The sequence below is a fragment of the Sulfitobacter sp. SK025 genome (genome assembly GCF_003352105.1).
GTDB lineage: Bacteria > Pseudomonadota > Alphaproteobacteria > Rhodobacterales > Rhodobacteraceae > Sulfitobacter > Sulfitobacter pontiacus.
Map to the genome: position 1 here is coordinate 203,570 of NZ_CP025808.1, position 22,050 is coordinate 225,619.

18 protein-coding genes are annotated in these 22,050 nt (G+C 62.8%); 13 read left to right on the forward strand and 5 right to left on the reverse strand.

What is annotated here, in order from left to right; translation table 11 throughout:
- Window positions 1–94: 94 nt before the first annotated feature.
- From ilvD to C1J04_RS00985, 6 genes are all read left to right on the forward strand, one after another.
- On the forward strand, window positions 95–1,861 hold the full coding sequence (gene ilvD, locus C1J04_RS00960) for a dihydroxy-acid dehydratase (protein ID WP_009825561.1): 1,767 nt from the start codon (window positions 95–97) through the stop codon (window positions 1,859–1,861).
- Entirely contained in the window at window positions 1,842–2,438 is a 597-nt protein-coding gene (locus C1J04_RS00965; protein ID WP_037953994.1) for a hypothetical protein, read from the forward strand. The genes ilvD and C1J04_RS00965 overlap by 20 nt, the downstream gene beginning before the upstream one ends.
- A gap of 93 nt (window positions 2,439–2,531) precedes the next feature.
- Window positions 2,532–3,305, forward strand: a complete 774-nt coding sequence (locus tag C1J04_RS00970) for a DUF6478 family protein (RefSeq protein WP_009825563.1) — start codon at window positions 2,532–2,534, stop codon at window positions 3,303–3,305.
- A gap of 9 nt (window positions 3,306–3,314) precedes the next feature.
- The gene (locus C1J04_RS00975; RefSeq protein ID WP_009825564.1) at window positions 3,315–3,686 is read left to right on the forward strand and encodes a hypothetical protein; all 372 of its coding nucleotides are present in this window, start codon (window positions 3,315–3,317) and stop codon (window positions 3,684–3,686) included.
- 73 nt (window positions 3,687–3,759) lie between these two features.
- Complete coding sequence (locus C1J04_RS00980) at window positions 3,760–4,422, forward strand: potassium channel family protein (protein ID WP_005850470.1); 663 nt, start codon at window positions 3,760–3,762, stop codon at window positions 4,420–4,422.
- A 77-nt stretch (window positions 4,423–4,499) separates the two neighbouring features.
- Window positions 4,500–5,762 carry a TrkH family potassium uptake protein gene (locus C1J04_RS00985; protein WP_198009218.1) on the forward strand — a complete coding sequence of 421 codons (1,263 nt, stop codon included), beginning with the start codon at window positions 4,500–4,502 and terminating at the stop codon, window positions 5,760–5,762.
- 81 nt (window positions 5,763–5,843) lie between these two features.
- Here C1J04_RS00985 and C1J04_RS00990 read toward each other — a convergent pair whose 3' ends face one another.
- From C1J04_RS00990 to gpmI, 3 genes are read right to left on the reverse strand one after another with little or no spacing between them, the layout of a single operon-like run.
- The gene (locus tag C1J04_RS00990) at window positions 5,844–7,181 is read right to left on the reverse strand and encodes a S41 family peptidase (RefSeq protein WP_009825566.1); all 1,338 of its coding nucleotides are present in this window, start codon (window positions 7,179–7,181) and stop codon (window positions 5,844–5,846) included.
- Between the two features lie 3 nt (window positions 7,182–7,184).
- Window positions 7,185–8,315: a murein hydrolase activator EnvC family protein gene (locus tag C1J04_RS00995; RefSeq protein ID WP_005850474.1), complete on the reverse strand. Its 1,131-nt coding sequence runs from the start codon at window positions 8,313–8,315 to the stop codon at window positions 7,185–7,187.
- Window positions 8,312–9,829 carry a 2,3-bisphosphoglycerate-independent phosphoglycerate mutase gene (gene gpmI / locus C1J04_RS01000; protein ID WP_009825567.1) on the reverse strand — a complete coding sequence of 506 codons (1,518 nt, stop codon included), beginning with the start codon at window positions 9,827–9,829 and terminating at the stop codon, window positions 8,312–8,314. Before gpmI ends, C1J04_RS00995 begins: the two co-directional genes overlap by 4 nt.
- Window positions 9,830–10,014: 185 nt before the next feature.
- On the opposite strand from gpmI, the gene C1J04_RS01005 reads away from it, so the two are divergent.
- The 3 genes from C1J04_RS01005 to polA all read left to right on the forward strand — a co-directional run bounded on the left by C1J04_RS01005 (window position 10,015) and on the right by polA (window position 13,792).
- Entirely contained in the window at window positions 10,015–10,194 is a 180-nt protein-coding gene (locus C1J04_RS01005) for a zinc-finger domain-containing protein (protein ID WP_005850479.1), read from the forward strand.
- 50 nt (window positions 10,195–10,244) lie between these two features.
- Window positions 10,245–10,874: a TIGR02117 family protein gene (locus C1J04_RS01010; RefSeq protein WP_009825568.1), complete on the forward strand. Its 630-nt coding sequence runs from the start codon at window positions 10,245–10,247 to the stop codon at window positions 10,872–10,874.
- Between the two features lie 119 nt (window positions 10,875–10,993).
- Complete coding sequence (polA, locus tag C1J04_RS01015) at window positions 10,994–13,792, forward strand: DNA polymerase I (protein ID WP_009825569.1); 2,799 nt, start codon at window positions 10,994–10,996, stop codon at window positions 13,790–13,792.
- 24 nt (window positions 13,793–13,816) lie between these two features.
- Here polA and C1J04_RS01020 read toward each other — a convergent pair whose 3' ends face one another.
- Both C1J04_RS01020 and C1J04_RS01025 read right to left on the reverse strand, forming a co-directional pair.
- Window positions 13,817–14,572 carry a hydroxypyruvate isomerase family protein gene (locus C1J04_RS01020; protein WP_009825570.1) on the reverse strand — a complete coding sequence of 252 codons (756 nt, stop codon included), beginning with the start codon at window positions 14,570–14,572 and terminating at the stop codon, window positions 13,817–13,819.
- Between the two features lie 49 nt (window positions 14,573–14,621).
- On the reverse strand, window positions 14,622–15,200 hold the full coding sequence (locus C1J04_RS01025) for a DUF1285 domain-containing protein (protein ID WP_005850487.1): 579 nt from the start codon (window positions 15,198–15,200) through the stop codon (window positions 14,622–14,624).
- Between the two features lie 70 nt (window positions 15,201–15,270).
- Between C1J04_RS01025 and C1J04_RS01030 the strand changes: the two genes are divergently transcribed.
- The 4 genes from C1J04_RS01030 to C1J04_RS01045 are packed head-to-tail and all read left to right on the forward strand — an operon-like array spanning window position 15,271 to window position 21,957.
- Entirely contained in the window at window positions 15,271–16,278 is a 1,008-nt protein-coding gene (locus tag C1J04_RS01030; protein WP_009825572.1) for an AAA family ATPase, read from the forward strand.
- Window positions 16,275–17,159, forward strand: a complete 885-nt coding sequence (locus C1J04_RS01035; protein ID WP_009825573.1) for a DUF58 domain-containing protein — start codon at window positions 16,275–16,277, stop codon at window positions 17,157–17,159. The genes C1J04_RS01030 and C1J04_RS01035 overlap by 4 nt, the downstream gene beginning before the upstream one ends.
- Entirely contained in the window at window positions 17,156–19,918 is a 2,763-nt protein-coding gene (locus C1J04_RS01040) for a DUF4159 domain-containing protein (protein ID WP_114865227.1), read from the forward strand. Before C1J04_RS01035 ends, C1J04_RS01040 begins: the two co-directional genes overlap by 4 nt.
- The gene (locus C1J04_RS01045) at window positions 19,915–21,957 is read left to right on the forward strand and encodes a membrane protein (RefSeq protein WP_009825575.1); all 2,043 of its coding nucleotides are present in this window, start codon (window positions 19,915–19,917) and stop codon (window positions 21,955–21,957) included. Before C1J04_RS01040 ends, C1J04_RS01045 begins: the two co-directional genes overlap by 4 nt.
- Window positions 21,958–22,050: the final 93 nt, after the last annotated feature.

A 22,050-nucleotide genomic window follows, 5' to 3' on the forward strand; every position in this document is an offset into this window, starting at 1 on the left:
ACAGCCCGCGCTGTTCAACTGGTGGCTTGAGCCTTGCAGCGACAGGGCTGGGTGGCTATTCCGGTGTAAACGTCCACTCAGGGAGGCCTGCCACATGTCCACCAACACCCGCTTTGATAAATCCAGACTGCCAAGCCGGCACGTGACCGAGGGGCCAGAGCGCGCACCGCACCGGTCCTATTACTACGCAATGGGCATGACCGAAGAAGAGATTCACCAGCCTCTGGTGGGTGTGGCAACCTGCTGGAACGAAGCGGCCCCCTGTAACATCGCGCTGAACCGTCAGGCCCAAGCGGTCAAGGTCGGCGTCAAGGCGCAGCAAGGCACGCCACGCGAATTCACCACCATCACCGTCACCGACGGGATCGCCATGGGCCACGAGGGCATGCGCTCTTCTCTGGCGTCGCGCGAAGCGATTGCCGACACGGTAGAGCTGACAATGCGCGGTCACTGCTACGACGCGATTGTCGGTCTCGCGGGCTGTGACAAATCGCTGCCGGGCATGATGATGGCGATGCTGCGGCTAAACGTGCCGTCCGTCTTCCTCTACGGTGGGTCGATCCTGCCGGGCAAAGTCCCGGAAGGGGCCGATGTGCCTGCTGATTTCGCCAGCCGCGACCTGACTGTGCAAGACGTTTTCGAAGCCGTGGGTAACTACCAGAACGGCAGCATGTCGCAAGCCGCGCTTGAAGTTCTGGAACGCGTCGCTTGCCCCACAGCCGGTGCCTGCGGGGGCCAGTTCACCGCCAACACCATGGCCTGCGTGTCCGAGGCAATCGGTCTGGCGCTGCTGAACTCCTCTGGCATGCCTGCGCCCTATGAATCCCGCGACGCCTATGCGGCGGCCTCGGGTGAAGCCGTCATGAACCTGATCGAAAAGAACATCCGCGCGCGCGACATCTGCACCCGCGAAGCGTTCGAGAACGCGGCGCGTATCGTGGCCTGCACCGGCGGGTCGACCAATGCCGGTCTGCACCTGCCCGCTATGGCCGCCGAGGCGGGTATCGACTTTAACCTCAGCGATGTATGCGACATCTTCCGCGACACCCCCTATTTCGTCGACATGAAACCCGGCGGGTCGCATGTGGCAAAAGACCTGTATGACGCGGGCGGCGTGCCTGTTGTGATGAAAGAACTGCGCAAGGCTGGCCTGCTGCATGATGACTGCCTCACCGCCTCGGGCCTGTCCATCGGTGAAGAGCTCGACAAGATCGAACGCGAGGCCGACGGCAAGGTGATCCACGCGATCGAAACACCGATCAGCAAGACCGGCGGCGTCGTTGGTCTGCAGGGCAACCTCGCGCCCGAAGGGGCCATCGTGAAAATCGCTGGCATGTCCGAAGACGACATCGTCTTTACCGGTCCGGCGCTGATCTTTGAATGTGAGCAAGACGCGTTCGAAGCCGTGCAAAACCGGGCCTACAGCGAAGGCGACGTGTTCGTGATCCGCAACGAAGGCCCCGCTGGTGGCCCCGGCATGCGCGAAATGCTGGCGACCACGGCGGCCCTGTCCGGTCAAGGCATGGGCAAAAAGGTAGCGCTGATCACCGACGGCCGTTTCTCCGGCGCGACACGGGGTTTCTGCGTTGGTCACGTCGGCCCAGAAGCCGCGCATGGCGGACCGATTGCCTTGCTCAAACAGGGCGACATGATCACGCTGAACGCGATCACCGGTTCGATCTCGGTCGATATCTCGGACGAGGAAATGGCAGAGCGCAAAGCGGCTTGGCCCGGTGCCCGCAAAACCAACTATCAAAGCGGCGCACTGTGGAAATACGCGCAGCTTGTGGGCCCAACCTATCTTGGTGCGGTGACGCATCCCGGCGCGAAGGCGGAAACACATGACTATATGGACCTGTAAAGGTCCGCTTGCCGCCGTTGGCGTGATGCTTCTGACCGCCTGCGAGGGCGGTCAGGGGCTTGGCGCGTCCTCGGGTGCCGCCAAGCCGCCGTTGTCCCGCGCGAAAATGGCCGGAGGGGTCGAACTGGTCGCCCCCGATGGTTTCTGCATCGACCAAACCAGCCTCGAGGCGCGCTTTGCCGTGATTGCACGCTGTGACGGATTAGGGGCCCCTGCCTCTGCGGGGGCAGCACCGCGTGGGTTGATCACGGTCAGCCTGACCCAGTCCAAACCCGGCTCCCTGCCAAGCGCCCAGCAGATCGCGGCTGAAACCTCGCTGCAGAATGTGAGCGATGTGGAGAAAGGCGACCAAAGCGTCACATTCCGCGCGCAGGGGCGTATTCCTGTCGGTGGGATTTCCCCCAACCAATGGCGCGGCGTCGCACGGATGGGCACGCAAACCGCCGGTATCGCCGTCTACGGCCCCGAACGCGGCGAGATCGTCAGCGCCTCTGGCCGAAGGGTTCTGACGCAGTTGATCACCCGCAGCATCGACGCCAGCGCACCTGCAAAAACCACCGTCGCGCAACGCAACTAGCGCGCCGGCCTCTTGGCCCATTTCATTTGTGCCCTCACGCCACAGGCGGTAGGGTACGACCAACAACCCATTCGTAATCGGGGCAACAGGCACATGCGCAAACTCGGGAAAAAGCTGATCGACAGCGCCTTGATCGCGCGGTTTACCCGCCGCTGGTCCGCCAAAGCCGACCGTGCCCCCCAGACAGAACTGTCCGTGCTGCGCAAACAAGCAGGCCAAGCACGCGCCTTGCGTCGACATCTGGACAAGTTGATCTACACCGCCGAAGACCGGCTTGCCCTGCCCCGCATCGGCTCTAACAAGTTCTCTCGGCCCCATAACACCGATTGGTCCTGGCGCCCGCAGCTTTGGCGCGCGCCCTTGACCAAATCGGGGCTGTCGTCGGTGCAATCCAAGGCGACCATGGGCGATGAGGTCACGATTTTCCACGACTGCACCCTGTCCGAACTCGGCGTCCGGCAAATCCGCAACCTCGAAGAAAACCATCTAGCGCCCTATGGGCTTCGGCTTGAGGTCTACCGTTTCGACGGGTCTTTCCTGTCTTTGGTGCTGGACCTGCAGGATGATTGCGTCGACGGGATGAAGCGCACCCATGTCCTGCGTGTGGACGCTGTGATCGAGATGGAAAAACCGATCGAGATTTTCGCCCGCCTGAACATCCGCCACGGGCCCAACACCGAACAAATGGTGCAGGAACTGCCGCTGAACAAATCCGAGGTCACGGCAGAATTCGACCTCGCTTATTCCAACCTGAACGAAAAACGCGTCGAGAAAGCCTGGATCGACCTGATTTTTGAAGGGCCCGAAATGAACCAGATCATGCTGCGTGACCTGACCTTTTCGCGCCGCCCCCGCGCCCAGTTGTAGGAGCCCCGCATGAGCAACCTGACCCTCACCAAAACCCAGATGCGCGACGGCACATGGCAAGGGATCGTGACCGGCGCGGACGATACCAAACCCGATCTTGTGGTCACCCACGCCGATGCCGATGTCGCGGGGGTGCAGTTGGAACATGACGCGTCCTCGGATCACTGGGTGCTCAGCATCCCTGTGCCCGCTGCCGCAATCGCCGATGGGCTGCACACATTGCTGGTGGTCGACCGCGCGTCTGGCACGACATTGGCCAGCATCACCCTGATCGGGGACGAGGTCACCGGCCCCGATTTGCGCGCCGAGGTGGATTTGCTGCGCGCCGAACTTGATATGCTGAAACGTGCGTTCCGGCGGCACTGTGTCGAAACGACCTGACGGCGCTTGCTTGCTTGCCCCTGTGACGCGATGTATCCCTTGGCAAGACTGAGCCCTTCAGAGGACCCTCGTAATGGCAGTGAAAAGACGGACTATCGGCGTGATCGGCCTTGGCAACTTTGGCTCTACGGTCGCAACCGAGCTACAGCGTTTTGGCAACTACGTGATCGGCGTGGACCTGAACGACCAGCGCGTCAGCAACCATGTCGAAAAGCTGAGCCAAGCCGTTATCGTGGACGCCCGCGATGATGCCGCCCTGCGCGAGGCCGGGTTGGGCGACTGTTCGATGGCGCTGGTTGCCATGGGCAGTGATCTTGAATCAAGCATCCTGTCGGCCATCAACCTGAAACTGCTGGGCGTCGAGACGATCTGGGCCAAGGCCAAGACAAAAACGCACCACCGCATCTTGTCGAAACTGGGTGTCGACCGTGTGATCCACCCCGAAGTCGAAGTCGGCCAGCATATCGCGCAGGTGATCCACAACCCCTTGGTGCGCGACTATGTCAGCCTCGGGAACGGGTACCACGTGGTCAACTTCCGCATCCCCGAAGCGCTTGAGGGCAAATCGCTCGAGACGTTGTCATACGGCAAGAAGTTCGACCTGCGCTGTCTGGGCGTGATGCGGGGCACCGAATATATCGGGCGCGACGGGTTGGACTGCACGTTGCAACGGGACGATCTGTTGATCCTGCTCGGGCAGCGCACCGACCTGCGCAGCTTTGCGGCAAGCCTTTGAAACTCTTTTCAAAGTCACATAAAAGCGCGTGGCGGCTTCTGCCCCCGCCCGCCGTGCTTGTGTTGATCTATCTGACGATGGTGGTTCTGGGCGGATTGATCCTGTGGACACCGCTGGCGAATACTGCGGGGATCAGCCTGTCGGACGCGCTGTTCACCTCTACCTCTGCTGTTACGGTGACGGGGCTGGCGGTGGTCGATACCGGCACCGCCTTTACCGGCTTCGGGCAGGCGGTCATCGCGCTTTTGATCCAGATGGGCGGCTTGGGGTTGATGACCTTTGCCGTTCTGGTGCTGTCCGCGCTTGGTATCCCTTTGGGGATGCCGCAGCGGATTATCCTGCGCGAAGATCTGAACCAGCCGAGCATCTACAATCTGACCTCGCTGGTGATGGCGATCCTGAAGATCGCCATTCTGGCAGAGCTTATCGGCGCTGCTTTGATGGCCTTTGTCTTCGTGCCCGAATTCGGTCTGGCGCAGGGGCTTTGGCATTCGGTGTTCCTAAGCATTTCTGCATTCAACAATGCGGGGTTCGCGCTGTTCCCCGACAGCCTAAGTAACTGGGTCAGCGATCCGATTATCAACGTCGTGATCCCCGCGCTGTTCATCATCGGCGGCATCGGGTTCATCGTGCTGGCCGATATCTGGGAAAAACGCAGCTGGCGACGGCTCAGCCTGCACAGCAAGCTGATGCTCACCGGCACGGTGGTACTGATCCTGCTGGCCTGGGCGCTGTTTGCAGCACTTGAATGGCGCAACCCCGCGACCTTGGGCCAGTTCGGCAACCTTGGCAGCAAGCTTTGGGCCAGTTGGTTTCAGGCCGTCACCCCACGGACAGCGGGCTTTAACACGCTTGATTACGCAGAGGTCCACGAGAGTACGGCGTTGATGACCATGACGCTGATGCTGGTCGGCGGCGGTAGCACGTCGACGGCGGGCGGCATCAAGGTGACCACGCTCATCGTGCTGATCCTCGCCACCGTGGCCTTCTTCCGTCGCAGCACCAGCCTGCATGCCTTTGGTCGGTCGATGGGGCCGGATGAAGTGTTCAAGGTCATGGCGCTGACCACGATCAGCATCCTTCTGGTCCTGACGGGCATCTTCATCATGTCGATCAAACATGACGGAGAGTTCATCGACCTCGCGTTCGAGGCAACATCGGCCTTTGGCACCGTCGGCCTGTCGCGCGGTGCCACGGCAGAGCTTGATAGCACCGGCCGCGCGATGATCATGCTGATGATGTTTCTGGGCCGCGTCGGCCCGCTGACCATCGGGTTCTTTCTGGCGACGCAATCGGTGCCCCGCGTGCGCTACCCCGAAGGCAAGGTCTATCTGGGCTGAACACCCGCCCTTGGCCCAATAAAAAAGACCGGCCTGCATATCTGCGGACCGGTCCTTAATGCTAACGCGTGATCGGTGCGCTTACTTCTTCGGGCCCAATGCGGACAGACCCTTGAGGATGTCGATGGCATAGGCCAGCTGGTAATCCTCTTCCCGCAAGGACGCAGCTTTTTCGGCCTTGGCGCGGTCTTCCATGATCTGGTCGACCTGATCGTCGGTCAGGCTGTCGTTGTTCAGGCTTCCGCGCAGGTCTGCTTCGGACCGCAGGGGACGTGCTGTTGCATCCTCTTCCTCGTTGTCCGCAGGCCGTGCCGGTGGCTGGGCGACGATGATGTCGGGGGACACGCCAAGTGCCTGAATAGAGCGGCCCGACGGCGTGTAGTATCGCGCTGTGGTTAGGCGCATCGCCCCTTCACCGCGCAGCGGCATGATCGTCTGCACCGACCCTTTGCCAAAGCTTTTGGTCCCGACGACAATCGCGCGACGGTGGTCTTGCAGGGCACCGGCAACGATCTCGGAAGCCGAGGCAGAGCCACCGTTGATCAGCACCACAATCGGCTTGCCTTCGGCCAGATCGCCGGGGGTGGCGTTGGTGCGGTCGCCATCCGCGGCATCACGGCCACGGGTGCTGACGATCTCGCCCTCTTCAAGGAAAGCATCCGACACAGCGATGGCCTGATTCAGCAGACCACCGGGGTTGTTGCGCAGATCGACGACAAAGCCGCTGACATTCTCGATGCCGCCGGCGGCCTTGACCTGCTCTTCCAGACCCTCTTTCAGCTTGGGGTAGGTCTGTTCGTTAAAGGTGGTGACCCGCAGCACAACTGCGTCGCCTTCGGTACGGGCGCGCACCGCCGTCAGCTGGATGGTATCGCGCACCAGCGACACGTCGAAGGGTTCGGTCTCGCCTTCTCGCACCACGGTGATCTCGATCTCTGATCCCACCGGGCCGCGCATCAGCTCGACCGCGTCATCCAGCGTCAGCCCCAGCAGGCTTTCGCCGTCCACATGGGTGATGAAATCGCCCGCTTCGATACCCGCTTCAGAGGCAGGCGTGCCATCAATAGGGGAAACGACTTTGACGAAACCCTCTTCCTGCGTCACCTCGATGCCGAGACCGCCGAATTCGCCACGGGTCTGGTCGCGCATCTTCAGCGCGTCTTTCGGCGACAGGTAGCTGGAGTGTGGATCAAGCGAGGTAAGCATGCCGTTGATCGCGGCCTCTACCAGCTCTTCGGTGTCGACCTCTTCGACGTATTGCGCACGGATGCGTTCAAAGATGTCGCCGAACAGATCAAGCTGTTCATAAACGTTGCTGTTCTTTTCAGTTTCCTGTGCCAGCAAGGGGCCCGCAATCTGCGTCGTGGCAATTACCCCTGCCAGCGTACCGCCCACGGCAGCCATCACGAACTTCTTCATCGTTTATCCATCCTTATCAGTTCGGAACCAGTCTGACGGGTCCTGCGGAACATTGTTCTCTCTTACTTCTATATAGAGCGTTTCTGAACGCTCCACGCCAGCCCCATCACCATTTGGTGACAGCGCCTGTTGATTTACGCCGGCCGGGCCGCCCATAAGACCAATCGGCGTCTCTGCCCCGATCACCTGCCCTGCCTCGCCATAAACCACATCCAGCCCTGCCAATACAAACAACGCCCCGGCCCGAGGTTCAAGAATGACCACGTTTCCCAGGTCCAGCAGCGGGCCGGTGTAGCGGATTGTCGCCGCCGTGGGCGATGTCACGATGGCACGCGGGCGGGTCGCGAGGATAATCCCGGGGCGCGTCACCCCCGCCGCATCGGTTTCATTGGCACGGCGCAGGATCACGCCCTGCACCGGCAAGGTCAGGTCGCCCTTCTGCCCTTCGAAATCGGCGGGCGCATCCGCAATCGGGTCCGAGGTCATCTCGGACAGGCCGCTGGCGAACCCCGATAGCGTCTCGGAGGTCGAGATCAGGATCGCGGTGCGCACCGGGTCTTCGTTGAAGCGTTTGGGCAGATCAGTCCGGTTGGCCATCGCCTGATTAAGCTCTGTCCGGGCGCGCTGGATTTCCGTCAGCCCCTCCTGCAAGCGCTGTGCCGCATCGGTCTGAAGCGCCCGCAGGGTCTGCACGTCTTCAAGATCCTGCCGCAAGACATCGGCGCGGGTGTTCAGGGCCGGTGTCAGTTCTGCCAGCAACATACCCGCGCGTGCCGTGCCAACGGGCCCTTCAGGATGCAGGAACAAGGTGGGCGACGGGTTACCGCCGATGCTTTGCAACACGCCCAGCAACTGCGCGACCTCGCCATCGCGGGCCTGTAGCTTTTTGCTCAGCTGCGCCTCGTTGATGGCCGCCTGACGCAGCCCCTCGCGCATGGCCCCAAGGCCGGTTTCAAACGCCTGAATCGTCTGGGTCAGCGCCTGCACGCGGTCTCGCGCCCCATCTGCAGCGTCCAACTGGGCAGAGGCCGCTTCAAGGTCGGCCATCGCGCGACGCGCCTGTTCTGCCGCCTCGGTTTGCGCAAACACGCCGACGGGCCAGAACATCAGGGCAAGGGCGCAAAGGCGGATCATTCGAGCAGCGACTTTCCCGTCATCTCGGCGGGTTGATCCAGCCCCATCAACTGCAACACTGTCGGCGCCAGATCGGCCAGACGACCGCTGCGCAGGCTGGCCCCATCGGGCCCGCCGACAACCGCCACGGGCACGGGGTTGAGCGTATGCGCCGTATGCGCCCCGCCGGTTTCGGGGTCAATCATCGTTTCGCAATTACCGTGGTCCGCGGTGACGATCATCGCGCCGCCGACCTCCTCAAGCGCTTCTAGCACGCGCCCAAGGCCGGTATCCACTGCCTCGCAGGCCGCGATGGCGGCATCAAGATCACCGGTATGCCCTACCATATCGGGGTTCGCGTAATTCACCACAATCAGGTCGTAGCGGTCCTTGATCGCTTGCACGAAGCGGTCGGTGACTTCCGCGCAAGACATCTCTGGCTGCAAATCATAGGTCGCCACATTCGGCGACTTGGGCATATAGCGGTCCTCGCCCGTTGTGGGTGTTTCCTCGCCCCCGTTCAGAAAGAACGTCACATGCGGGTATTTCTCTGTCTCAGCCAAGCGGAACTGCCGCAGGCCGTGCTGCGCGACCCATGCGCCAAGCGTGTTCACGATCTCGGGCTTGGGGTACATGGTGGTCATGAACGCCCCATGCGCCTCGGAGTATTCCGCCATGCCCATGACCGCAGACCACGCAGGCCGCGCACCTGTGTCGAAGGCGTCAAACTCCGGATCCGCAAGCGCCGACATGATTTCGCGCGCGCGGTCGGCGCGGAAATTCAGGCAGAAGATCCCATCCCCGTCCTGCACGCCGGTGTAGCCCTCCAGCACCGTGGGCGTGATAAATTCATCGTTTTCGTCCAGACCATAGGCATCATTCACCGCATCGCGGGCGGTTGGGGCGGCACTGCCCTTGCCCTGCACGATCGCCTCATAGGCTTTGGCAACGCGGTCCCAGCGGTTGTCACGGTCCATCGCGTAATAGCGCCCCGAGACGGTCGCGATACGCGCCCCGTCGGGCAAGGCGGCTTGCAGCGTCTCGAAATAGCCCAAGGCCGAGCGCGGCGCGACATCGCGCCCGTCGGTCAGCGCATGGATCACCACCGGAATACCCTGCGCCCGCAGCGCACGCACCGCGGCAATCATATGCGTCAGGTGCCCATGCACCCCGCCATCAGAGACAAGCCCCATCACATGCGCCGTGCCGCCGGTCTGTTTCAGCGTCTCGACAAAGTCCAGCAACGGTTGATGGGTGGCAAACGCGCCTTCCTCGATCGCAAGATCGATCTGTCCCAGATCCATCGCGACGACACGACCAGCCCCGATATTGGTATGCCCCACCTCGGAGTTGCCCATCTGCCCCTGTGGCAGACCCACATCAGGCCCGAAGGTGGTCAGCGTCGCCGAAGGGCAGCTTTGCATGATCCGGTCGATATGCGGGGTCTTTGCCAGAAGGGGCGCGTTGCCCTGAGGGTCATCGCGCAGGCCCCACCCATCCAGAATGCACAATACGACAGGTTTTGGGGTGTTCATCCTGAGACCGCTCCGCAGGTTTACAGTGGTTTTCCGTCTTTTAGCGGCTCTGTGGCCGATGGTGAACCTAATTCAACGCAGTTTACAAACTTGTAAGCAGAGGGTGGCCAAATCACACGGCGCACCCTTGCCCTGCCTGCGCGGTTTGGTCATAAGATGGGCGCATCAAAGCCAAGGACGACAGCATGACATCCCAAGCACCGGAAACCCGCATTGTGAACACCTGGCGCGTCGCCTGTGACGGCAGCGAAGGCGCCTTGGGGCACCCGCGCGTCTGGCTGCAAATCCCGCAAGACAAGGGCTGGGTCGAATGTGGGTACTGCGACTGCAAGTTCATCCACGCCGAGTTTGAGGGCAAGGTCTGACCAAAGCGTTACGATGGCTGGGCGCGCTTGCGCTTTTGCCCGCGTGCTTTGTGCTTGCCGCAGTGATCGGTGCCCTCTGGGCCGCTCCTGCCTCTGATGAACCGCGCGCGGTGCCAACGCGCGAGGTGCTGCTGGTCCACGGACCCATCCACTATGATCTGCTGATCCCGATTGATGATATCTCGGGCCCGCGGTTTGCCGCGCTCGAGACGCGGGGTCTGCCGCTATCGCATCCCGATGCGCGGTGGCTTGTCATCGGATGGGGGGCGCGCAAGTTTTATACGGAAACCCCCACCTATCGCGAATTGAAACCCGGCAATGTCTGGCGCGGGATTATCGGCGATGACGCGGTGCTGCGAATTGATGTCATTGGCCCCATCGCTCCGACCGCCAAACGCCGGACCGTGACGATGTCCGAAGGCGCGTACCGCAGGCTGGTCGCGAATGTCTGGTCGGCGCTTGACCGCGGCCCTGACGGGCTGCCGCAACGTGTCGATGTGGATGGGTATACCGCCACCGATGGGTTCTTTGCCGCCAAAGGACGCTTTAGCCTCCTGCGCACCTGCAACGTCTGGATCGGCGACCAACTCCGCGCGGCAGGGCTGCGGTTCGGACGCTGGACGCCGCTCCCCTTGTCGGTGAGCCTGTCCTGGCGCCTTTACCAAAGCGAGCCCCGCTAGGCAGGGACGCTCCGCGGGGAGTTTATTTGGCAAAATGAAGCCGGTCGCGGGCAATTGGCCGCTGGAGAGTTTGCCGGCTTCGTGGCACAAGAAAGCTTGTCTTAAAGAGGAGCACCGACATGTCCGGCACATTTGGCAAAGGTCACCATCTGCATCTGATCGACGGGTCGGCGTTTATTTTCCGCGCCTATCACGCGCTGCCACCGCTGACGCGCAAGTCGGACGGGCTGCCGATTGGTGCGGTGGCGGGTTTTTGCAACATGTTGCACCGCTATGTCGAAGGCAACACAGGGCCGGATGCACCGACCCATGTGGCCGTGATCTTTGACAAGGGTAGCCACACTTTCCGCAATGACATGTATGACAAATACAAGGCCAACCGCGAGGCCATGCCCGAAGACCTGCGTCCGCAGATCCCGCTGACCCGCACCGCCACCGAAGCCTTCAATATCGCTTGCAAGGAAAAGGAAGGTTTCGAGGCGGACGACATCATTGCCACGCTCGCCGTACAGGCACGGGCCGCAGGTGGCCGCTGCACCATCATCAGTTCGGACAAGGATCTGATGCAGCTGGTCGGCGGCGGTGTTGAAATGCTGGATGCGATGAAAAACAAGAGCATCGACCGCGACGGTGTGTTCGAGAAATTCGGCGTCTATCCCGATCGTGTGGTGGATGTGCAGGCGCTGGCGGGCGACTCTGTCGATAACGTCCCCGGGGCACCCGGGATCGGGATCAAGACTGCGGCTTTGCTGATCAACGAATATGGTGATCTCGATGCGCTGCTGGAGCGCGCGGGCGAGATCAAGCAGCCCAAGCGGCGCCAGACCCTGATCGACCATGCCGACCAGATCCGCCTGTCCCGTGATCTGGTCAAGCTGGACGAGAACACACCGCTGGACTTCACCCTTGAGGATCTTGAGGTGCGCGACCCTGATGCAGATCAACTGCTCGGCTTTCTGGCCGAGATGGAGTTTCGCACCCTGTCCAAACGTGTGGCCGAGGTGCTGGGGAAAGAGGCCCCCACCATCGCCGAGGCACCGGTCGCCGCCGATGCCCCGGCCGCGGCGGATGTGCCCTTTGACGCAGAGCTGTATGAACACGTCAGTGACACAGCCGCGCTACAGGCCTGGATCGACCGTATCTATGAATTCGGCTATGTCGCCGTCGATACAGAGACCACCGGGCTGGACGATATGGTCGCGCAGCTTGTCGGCGTTTCGCTTTGTGTCGAACCGGGCAAGGCCTGCTACATCCCGCTTATCCACAAGGCGCGCGGCAGCGATGATCTGTTCGGGAGTGATGATCTCGCCGAGGGGCAGATCCCTACCGAAGAGGCGCTGCGCCTGCTGACCCCGATGCTGGAGGATCCCTCGATCCTCAAGATCGGGCAGAACATGAAGTACGACAGCAAGATTTTCGCTCAGCTGGGGATCAATGTCGCGCCCATCGACGACACGATGCTGCTGTCCTACGCGATGCACGCCGGGCTGCACGGCCACGGCATGGATACGCTGTCTGAACGTTATCTGTCGCACACACCGATCCCGATCAAGCCGCTGCTGGGGACAGGCAAATCGGCCATCACCTTTGATAAGGTGCCGCTCGCCGATGCGGTGAAATATGCCGCCGAGGATGCGGATATCACTCTGCGTCTGTGGCAATTGTTCAAACCCCAGCTCCACCGCGTCGGGGTAACGAAGGTCTATGAAACGCTTGAACGCCCGCTTGTGCCTGTTTTGGCGGCAATGGAACGCTCTGGCGTGAAGGTGGACCGCGATACGCTGAGCCGGATGTCCAACGCCTTTGCCCAGAAGATGGCGGGGCTTGAGGACGATATCTATGAGCTGGCCGGGCGCAAGTTCAACGTCGGCTCGCCCAAGCAACTGGGGGAAATCCTGTTCGACGAGATGGGGCTGGAAGGCGGCAAGAAAGGCAAGACGGGGGCCTATGCCACCGGTGCCGATGTGCTTGAGGACCTCGCGACAGAACATGACCTGCCCGCGCGGGTGCTGGACTGGCGACAGCTGTCCAAGCTGAAATCGACCTATACCGACGCGCTGCAGGATCACATCAACCCCGACACAGGCCGTGTGCATACGTCCTATTCCATCGCGGGGGCGTCGACCGGGCGGCTGGCCTCGACCGATCCGAACCTGCAAAACATCCCGATCCGGTCCGAAGAAGGACGGCGCATCCGCGAGGCCTTTGTTGCAGAGCCGGGCAAGGCGCTGGTCGCGCTTGACTATTCCCAGATCGAGCTGCGGATTCTGGCGCATATCGCCAATATCCCCGAGCTTAAGCAGGCGTTTCAGGACGGCATCGACATTCACGCGCTGACCGCTTCGGAAATGTTCGGCGTGCCACTGGACGAGATGACCTCGGACGTGCGTCGTCAGGCCAAGGCGATCAACTTTGGCGTGATCTATGGTATCTCTGGCTTCGGTCTGGCGCGCAACCTGCGTATCCCGCGCGCCGAAGCACAGGGGTTCATCGACCGCTATTTCGAACGTTTCCCCGGCATCCGTACCTATATGAATGACACCAAGGCGTTCGCCAAAGAGCATGGCTTTGTGCAGACGCTGTTCGGGCGCAAGATCCACACGCCCGAGATCAGCGCCAAGGGCCCCCGCGCCGGTTTTGCCCAACGGGCAGCCATCAACGCGCCAATTCAGGGCACCGCCGCCGATGTGATCCGCCGCGCGATGATCCGCATGCCCGACGCGATCAAGGATCTGCCCGCCACCATGTTGTTGCAGGTCCACGATGAATTGCTGTTCGAGGTGGAGAAAGGGGCCGAGGACGATCTGATCGCCGCCGCACGCCACGTGATGGAGAATGCAGCCGATCCGGTGGTCAAACTGGATGTGAAGCTCGACGTGGATGCGGGCGTCGGGGCGAGTTGGGCGGAGGCGCATTAAGCGTCTCTGAAGTGCCCCCTGCGGCTAGCTGAGTGTCATCCAGCCGAGGCTGTCCTCGGTCCGTGGGCCGGGGATATATTCGCCACTGACCCAGCCGCGATACCCCGCGCGGCGCAGGGCGGCGAAAAGCGCGGGGAAATCAACTGTACCCGCCCCCGGCGCGCTGCGATCGGGCGCGTCGCCAAGCTGCACATGTACGATCAGGTCTTTGTATTGATCGAACACCGCCACCGCGTCGTCGTGGATCATCTGCGCGTGGTAGCTGTCATATTGCAGCCCGACGTTCGGCCGGTTCACAGCACGCAGCACATCGGCGGCAAGCGCGTAGTCGTTCATGAAATACCCCGGCATCGCGACGGGGTTCAGCGGCTCAACCGTCAGGGTAAGCCCCTTGGGCGCGATATCAGCCGCCCAGATCAGATTGTCGATGAAGGTCTGCCGCGCCAGCGCGCCTTGCCCATTGCCCGCCATGACATGCAGATAGCGGGCCTTGAGCGCGGTGGCATATCGAAACGACCGCTGGATATCGACGCGGAAACGGGCCGCCTGTTCGGGCACCGCGGCAAAGCCCTGAGCGCCACCGGTGTAATTGGGCGGCGGGGCGTTGATCAGGATCAGCTGCAAGCCGTTGGCGACACAGGCGCGCAGTGTCTCTGTGGCGGCCAGATCATAGGGGAAAAGCACCTCTACGGCGGTAAACCCCGCCTTTGCGGCGGCGGCAAAACGGTCAAGATAGGGCAGCTCGGGCCACAGCAGAGTAAGGTTCGCGGCTGGCTTCATGAAGGATCATCCGGTTCGGGCCGCTATCGTCGCGCTATGGCAGGCAGGATCAATCGGGCAGTTCGTCCGAGGGGATAATACCAAAGAAGCTGCCGCCCGACCATACGCCGAACCAGCCGTCATGATGCACGCCAAGCTCGACCAGTCGGTAAAAGCTTTTCCGGTCGATCAGCGCCTCAAGGTTGCGGCGGATACGGACGTAGGGCGCGGGTTCACCATCTTCTGGGTCGCGCTCAACTCGGATAGGCAGATCGGGGCCTGCGACGGCGATGTCTTCCAGGTTTGTCTGGAAGGTCAGCCTCTGGTCGGTGCCACTGCCTTCGGCCTCGAAATCGATGGCGACAAAGGGGGCGTCCTCGACCTTGATGCCGACCTTTTCAACCGGCGTCACAAGGAAATAATCATCTTCTTCGCGGATCAGAATCGATGCGAACAGCTTTACCAGCCCGATGCGTCCGATGGGGGTGCCTTGGTAGAACCAAGTGCCGTCGCGTTTGATCTCCATGTCCAGATCACCACAAAACGGGGGGTTCCACTTTTCAACCGGCGGCAATCCGCGTGTTTTGGCGGCGGAAACAGAGGCGGCAAGGCTTTCTGCTGTCGGGGTCACGGTTTTTTGTCCACTCATTGCTTTTGCCATTTCCTGTTCACACGATACACTTACATCTAACTGATATAACCCCGAGGACGCAAAAGTCATGACCCAAGCCCGCGATATGGTAGCAGAAATCGAGACGCTTGGCGAAAAGCTGGCCGAGGCGAAGGCGTCGATCAACCGGCGTTTCATCGGGCAGCAACGGGTCGTTGATCTGACGCTGACGGCGCTGCTCTGCGGTGGCCACGGGCTGCTGATCGGTCTGCCGGGTCTGGGCAAGACGCGGCTGGTCGAAACGCTGAGCACGGTGATGGGGCTGGATGGCAATCGGGTCCAGTTCACGCCCGATTTGATGCCTGCCGATATTCTGGGGTCAGAGGTGCTGGACACCGCCGCCGATGGCACCCGCGCGTTCCGCTTTGTCGAGGGGCCGATCTTTTGCCAATTGCTGATGGCGGACGAGATCAACCGCGCCTCGCCGCGCACCCAGTCGGCTTTGCTACAGGCGATGCAGGAAAAGACCGTGACCGTCGCCGGACAGGACCGCGCCTTGGGGCATCCGTTTCACGTGCTCGCCACACAGAACCCCATTGAGCAAGAAGGCACCTACCCGCTGCCCGAAGCCCAGCTTGACCGCTTTTTGGTGCAGATCGACGTGGCCTACCCCGACCGGGAGACAGAGCGGGATATTCTGCTGGCCACCACAGGGGATACCGATGCGCAGGCCGCCCCCGTCTTTACCACGGCAGAGCTACTGGCCGCGCAAACGCTGCTGCGGCAGATGCCCGTGGGTGAATCGGTGGTCGAGCTGATCCTTGATCTGGTCCGCGCCTTCCGCCCTGACGGGCCTGATGCCAGCCCGCAGGTGCGCGATACCGTGGCGTGGGGCCCCGGCCCACGCGCCGCACAAGCGTTGATGCTGACGGTGCGGGCACGTGCTTTGTTGCAGGGGCGTCTGGCACCGTCGGCGGAGGATGTCATCGATATGGCCCGTCCTGTGTTGCTGCACCGTATGGCGCTGAACTTCGCGGCGCGCGCTCGTGGTGACAGCCTATCCGTGCTGATTGACACAACCGCTGCCAGCCTGATCGGGAAAAAGGCCGCGGCGTGAACAGCCCCGACACCCTTCGCATCCGATCAGAGGAGCAATCCGCCCGTTTGCCCGCGCTGCTGGCCCGTGCAGAGCATCTGGCCGGTGCAGTCCTGCTGGGTGCCCATGGGCGTCGACGCGCAGGGGTGGGGGATGATTTCTGGCAATACCGTCCGGCACAGGCCGGGGATAGCCGTCGCAGCATCGATCACCGGCGTTCGGCCATGGGGGACCATGAGTTCGTGCGCGAACGCGAATGGCAGATCGCGCAGTCGGTCATGCTTTGGGTCGATCAGGGGGCGTCCATGCGCTTTGCCTCGACCGCTGCGCTGGAACAGAAGGGCGACCGCGCGCGGCTGATCGGGTTGGCGCTGGCAATCCTGCTGCAACGGGGCGGTGAACGGGTCGGGCTGACCGGCAGCGCCCTGCCCCCGCGATCCGGCAGGCCGCAGATCCTGCGCCTTGCCGAAGCCCTGTGTCAGGACGACGACGCCGACTACGCCCCGCCGGAACATCGCGCCATGATCCCCCATGCACGGGCTGTGTTCATCTCTGACTTCATGGGGGATCTTGCGGGGGTGACCACCGCGCTGACCAAAGCGGCGGACCGCGGGGTGCGTGGCGTGTTATATCATGTGCTGGACCCCTCGGAAGAGGCCTTCCCCTTCACCGGCCGCACCATCTTTGAAAGCGTTGGCGGCACCCTGCGCCACGAGACCTTGAAAGCGAACGACCTGAAAGACCGCTATCTGGAACGGCTCGCCGCGCGCAAGGCAGAGCTGCGGCAGCTTTGTGCCCTGACTGGCTGGCAATACGGGCTGCACCACACCGACAGCACCGCACAATCGGCGCTTTTGTGGCTCTATGCGGCGCTGGATACGCGCAGCGGGGGGGCAGCATGACCGTTCTGGGGGGCATCGGCTTTACCGCGCCGTGGATGCTGCTGGCGCTTCTGGCGCTGCCGATCCTGTGGCTGATCCTGCGCGCGGTGCCGCCTGCACCGATCCGACGCCGCTTTCCCGGTGTGGCGCTGCTGCTTGGGCTGAGCGATGATGAAAGCGTGTCGGATCGCACGCCGTGGTGGTTGCTGCTGCTGCGCATGCTGGCGGTGGCCACGTTGATCATCGGGCTGGCCGGACCGATCCTGAACCCGCAAGAGGAACAGACCCAAGGCACCGGCCCGCTGCTGATCGTGCTCGACGGGTCTTGGGCGGGAGCCACGCGTTGGCCGCAGCAAACCGAAGCGCTAGAGGCGCAGTTGACCCGTGCGGCACGCGCTGGACGCACTGTCGGTTTTCTGACCCTCACCCGACCAGAAGCACCCGCCTTTCAATCCGCTGACGCATGGCGCAGCCGTCTGGCCGGGTTTGATCCCGCCCCCTGGCAGCCCGCCCCCGCCGACATTGACCGCGCGATAGAGATCGCGGACACGCTTGGCGGCTTCGATACCCTGTGGTTCAGCGACGGGCTGGCCTATGCCGGGCGCGACGCGATGCTTGATGCGCTTCAGGACAAGGGCAGCGTCGAGGTCTATCAGACTGGCGCAGACGTGCTGGCACTGGCCCCCGCGACCTATGAGGACGGGGCGATTACCCTGACCGTCAAGCGCGCCCTCGCTGGTGCCGAGCGGTCGGTGACCATCACGGCGCAGGGTCGTGATCCGGCGGGCAATATCCGCGTCCTCGCCAGCGTTCCGGCCACATTCGACGCAGGATCAACACAGGCCAGCGCGGCCCTGTCCCTGCCCGCAGAGCTGCGCGCGCGGATCACGCGTTTCGACATCGCGGGCCAACGCTCCGCCGGGGCGACGACGCTGGTGGATGATGCGCTGCGGCGGCGCGAGGTTGGGCTGATCGCCGGACGCGAAAACCGCGAGGGGCTGGAGCTGCTGTCCCCCCTGCACTACATCGAACAGGCCTTGGCCCCCGCCGCCGATCTGATTGAGGGGGGGATTGGCGATGTGCTGCCCGCAAACCCCGATGTGATCGTACTGGCCGATATCGCGACCCTGTCGGAGGCAGAGCAGGCCCCCTTGATCGACTGGATCGAAGCCGGCGGCATGTTGGTGCGTTTCGCCGGTCCACGCATCGCCGCCAGCGACATCAGCCGAGATACCGAAGACCCTCTGATGCCTGTGCGCCTGCGAGCCGGTGGCCGCAGTGTCGGCGGCGCAATGAGCTGGGGTGCCCCGAAAACGCTGGACAGCTTCCGCGAGTCCTCTCCTTTCTACGGTCTGGAAATACCGCAGGATGTGACCGTCTCGGCCCAGGTCGTCGCGCAGCCCGACCCGACACTGGCAGAGCGTGTGATCGCATCGCTGAGCGATGGCACCCCGCTGGTCACCCGCAAGCAGGTAGGACAGGGGCAGATCGTATTGTTTCACGTGACAGCCACGGCCGAGTGGTCGACGTTGCCGCTGTCGGGGCTGTTTGTGCAGATGATGGAACGGTTAGCGATTTCTTCATCTTCCGCCGGTATCGAGGCTTCGGACCTGCAGGGCACGACGTGGACGCCCCTGCGCGTGATGGACGGGTTTGGCACACTGTCTGACGCGGGTACGCTGCCCGGTGTGGACGGGGCTGATCTGATGGCCGCGCCTGCGGGCCCAGACCTGCAACCGGGGGTCTATGCCTCTGGCGATCGGCGCATTGCGCGCAATGTGGTGGTTGCAGATACCACCCTGCCCCCCGCGGCATGGCCAGCGGATGTGCCAGTACGTGGGCTTGATGTGGCCGATGAACAGCCGCTTGCCGGTTGGCTGTTGTCCTTGTCGATCCTGCTGCTGCTCGCTGATGTCCTCGCGTCGCTGTCCTTGTCGGGGCGGCTGCTCAGGCACAGCAATGCCGCAGGGCTGATCCTTGCGGCGCTGATCTATGCGCCGACGCAGGCCGATGCGCAGGCGGACGACAGCTTTGCCCTGAACGCCACGGCGGAGATGACGCTGGCCTATGTGATCACCGGCAACGCGTCGGTTGACGAGATGTCGGATGCCGGATTGCGCGGGTTGTCGGATACGCTCTATTTCCGCACCTCGGTCGAACCTGCCAACCCCATCGGGGTAGATCTGGAGCGGGATGAGCTTGCCTTCTTCCCCATGCTATACTGGCCCATCACCCCCGATCAGCCCCGCCCATCGGATGCGGCCTATCGCAAGCTGAACGACTATCTGCGCTCCGGCGGGATGATCCTGTTCGACACACGTGATGCGAATATCGCGGGCTTCGGGGCCGCCAGCCCCAATGGGCGCAAGCTACAAGATCTCGCCGCGCCGCTGGACATCCCGCCGCTTGAACCCTTGCCTGCGGATCACGTGCTGACCCGCACGTTCTATCTGCTGCAGGACTTCCCCGGACGGCACAGCGGACGCGATCTGTGGGTAGAGGCATCGCCCCCCGGCGCCGAACAGGTAGAGGGGATGCCGTTCCGCAATCTGAATGACGGGGTGAGCCCGGTTGTCATCGGTGGCAATGACTGGGCCGCGGCCTGGGCCGTGTCCTCGAACGGCGCGCCGATGGTACCGATCGGGCGCGGTTTCGCCGGGGAACGTCAGCGCGAGCTGGCCTACCGGTTCGGCGTCAATCTGGTCATGCATGTACTGACCGGCAACTATAAATCCGATCAGGTGCATGTGCCTGCGCTGCTGGACAGGTTGGGCCAATGACATCGACCATCATCTTCGACCCGCTGATCCCGCTGCCGATGTTATGGGGCGTTGCCGCACTGGCGCTGGTGGCCGTTGCCTTGGCGGTGCTGCGCGGGTTGCAAGGCTGGGCGCTGCGGGGGGCGGCGATGCTCGTCGTTCTGGCGGCGCTTTCTGGCCCCTCCGTGCAGCAGGAAGACCGCGCGCCGCTGACCGATATCGTCGTGATGCTGGAAGACGAAAGCGCCAGCCAATCCCTCGCAGACCGGCCCGCACAAACCGCCGCCGCCGCAGAGACGCTGGCAGCACAGATCACGGCGCGCGAGAATACGGAACTGCGCCGCGTGACCGTGCCCGATGGGGAGGGCGATAGCGGCACGCAGCTGATGACCGCCCTGTCAGAGGTGCTTGCCGAAGAGCCGCGCGCCCGTATCGCAGGCATCCTTGCGCTTAGTGACGGACGCCTTCACGACGCCGACCTGCCAGTCGATCTGCCCGCACCGATGCATCTGTTAATGACCGGAAAGCAAAGCGATTGGGATCGCCGCCTGTCCGTCCGCAACGCCCCTGCCTTTGCCATCATCGGCGAACCCGTGACCCTGACCCTGCGCATCGACGACCTTGGGGCCGCCCCGCAAAAAGACGCGCTGGCCCCGCTTGAAATTTCGGTCGATGGGGAGCCGCCGCAGACCTTCCGCGTCCCCGTGGGGCAAGATCTGGAACTGCCCGTCACCCTGCCCCACGGCGGGCGCAATGTGATCCGGTTCTCGCTGCCCGAGGCCGAAGGAGAGCTGACCGACCGCAACAATGCCGCGCTGATCCAGATCAACGGGGTGCGCGACCGCCTGCGGGTGCTTCTCGTCAGCGGGGAGCCGCATCAGGGCGGGCGTACGTGGCGCAATTTGCTGAAATCAGACAGCTCTGTCGATCTGGTGCATTTCACGATCCTGCGCCCGCCGGAAAAACAGGATGGCGTGCCGGTGGACGAACTTTCGCTGATCGCCTTTCCCACCCGCGAGCTGTTCATGGAAAAGATCGAGGATTTCGATCTGATCATCTTTGACCGCTACAAACGCCGCGGCATCCTGCCGTCGCTTTATCTTGAGAATGTCGCGAATTATGTGCGCGGCGGGGGTGCTGTGCTGGTCGCTGCCGGGGCGGATTTTGCCAGCGCCGACAGCATCTACCGCTCCCCCCTCGGAGAGGTCTTGCCCGCCACGCCAACCGCGCGGGTGATCGAACAGCCCTACCGCCCGCTAGTGTCTGAGCTGGGGCACCGCCATCCGGTGACCAGCGGCTTGCCCGAACAGGAAACATGGGGCCGCTGGCTGCGGCAGATCGACGTGGCCGATCCCTTGGGACATGTGGTGATGACCGGCGAAGATGACCGGCCGCTGCTGATCCTGAACCGTGTGGAAAAAGGGCGCGTTGCGCTCATGGCGTCTGATCATGCGTGGCTTTGGAACCGTGGCTATGAAGGTGGCGGCCCGCAGCTAGAGCTGTTGCGACGCTTGGCCCACTGGATGATGAAAGAACCCGAGCTTGAGGAAGAGGCCCTGACCGCCACAGCCGAAGGCCAGACCATGCGCATCACCCGTCGCACGCTGGGGGACGACATCCCGCCTGTCACCCTGACCAACCCCGATGGCAGCACGGCAGAGATCACGCTTTCGCCAGCCACGCCGGGTGTCTTCGAAGGGGTTTACGAAGGCCCCGAGATTGGTCTGTACCGGCTGGAAAATGGCGACCAAAGCGCGGTGATCGGTTTGGGCCCCGCCGCCCCGCGGGAATTTGTGGAAACGATTGCCAGCGACGAAACCCTCGCCCCCGTACTTGCGCCCCTGCGCGGTGGTGTCGCGCGGATCGAAGACGGCCTGCCCCGCATCCGCGACATACGTGTCGGGCGCCCCGCAGCCGGACGTGGATGGATCGGTCTGACCCCTCGCAACGCCTATGAAACACGTGACGTGCGACAGATGCCGATCCTGCCCGCGTGGCTCGTCCTGTTGCTGGGCAGTGCCCTGATCCTTGCAGCCTGGCTGCGCGAAGGGCGGCGTTAATCTTAAAAACAACGCCACCGCCCGATAAATCGCGCAACGCTTAAACAGTTGTTCACCCCAAGCCCCGCATGATCCCCCCGATAGGAGGGATTC

What these genes read in the sequence shown, in the direction of transcription:
- ilvD (WP_009825561.1), top strand. Translation starts at nt 95, where the DNA reads ATGTCCACCAACACCCGCTTTGATAAATCCAGACTGCCAAGCCGGCAC.
- C1J04_RS00965 (WP_037953994.1), top strand. Translation starts at nt 1,842, where the DNA reads ATGACTATATGGACCTGTAAAGGTCCGCTTGCCGCCGTTGGCGTGATG.
- C1J04_RS00970 (WP_009825563.1), top strand. Translation starts at nt 2,532, where the DNA reads ATGCGCAAACTCGGGAAAAAGCTGATCGACAGCGCCTTGATCGCGCGG.
- C1J04_RS00975 (WP_009825564.1), top strand. Translation starts at nt 3,315, where the DNA reads ATGAGCAACCTGACCCTCACCAAAACCCAGATGCGCGACGGCACATGG.
- C1J04_RS00980 (WP_005850470.1), top strand. Translation starts at nt 3,760, where the DNA reads ATGGCAGTGAAAAGACGGACTATCGGCGTGATCGGCCTTGGCAACTTT.
- C1J04_RS00985 (WP_198009218.1), top strand. Translation starts at nt 4,500, where the DNA reads ATGGTGGTTCTGGGCGGATTGATCCTGTGGACACCGCTGGCGAATACT.
- C1J04_RS00990 (WP_009825566.1), bottom strand. Translation starts at nt 7,181, where the DNA reads ATGAAGAAGTTCGTGATGGCTGCCGTGGGCGGTACGCTGGCAGGGGTA.
- C1J04_RS00995 (WP_005850474.1), bottom strand. Translation starts at nt 8,315, where the DNA reads ATGATCCGCCTTTGCGCCCTTGCCCTGATGTTCTGGCCCGTCGGCGTG.
- gpmI (WP_009825567.1), bottom strand. Translation starts at nt 9,829, where the DNA reads ATGAACACCCCAAAACCTGTCGTATTGTGCATTCTGGATGGGTGGGGC.
- C1J04_RS01005 (WP_005850479.1), top strand. Translation starts at nt 10,015, where the DNA reads ATGACATCCCAAGCACCGGAAACCCGCATTGTGAACACCTGGCGCGTC.
- polA (WP_009825569.1), top strand. Translation starts at nt 10,994, where the DNA reads ATGTCCGGCACATTTGGCAAAGGTCACCATCTGCATCTGATCGACGGG.
- C1J04_RS01020 (WP_009825570.1), bottom strand. Translation starts at nt 14,572, where the DNA reads ATGAAGCCAGCCGCGAACCTTACTCTGCTGTGGCCCGAGCTGCCCTAT.
- C1J04_RS01025 (WP_005850487.1), bottom strand. Translation starts at nt 15,200, where the DNA reads ATGAGTGGACAAAAAACCGTGACCCCGACAGCAGAAAGCCTTGCCGCC.
- C1J04_RS01030 (WP_009825572.1), top strand. Translation starts at nt 15,271, where the DNA reads ATGACCCAAGCCCGCGATATGGTAGCAGAAATCGAGACGCTTGGCGAA.
- C1J04_RS01040 (WP_114865227.1), top strand. Translation starts at nt 17,156, where the DNA reads ATGACCGTTCTGGGGGGCATCGGCTTTACCGCGCCGTGGATGCTGCTG.
- C1J04_RS01045 (WP_009825575.1), top strand. Translation starts at nt 19,915, where the DNA reads ATGACATCGACCATCATCTTCGACCCGCTGATCCCGCTGCCGATGTTA.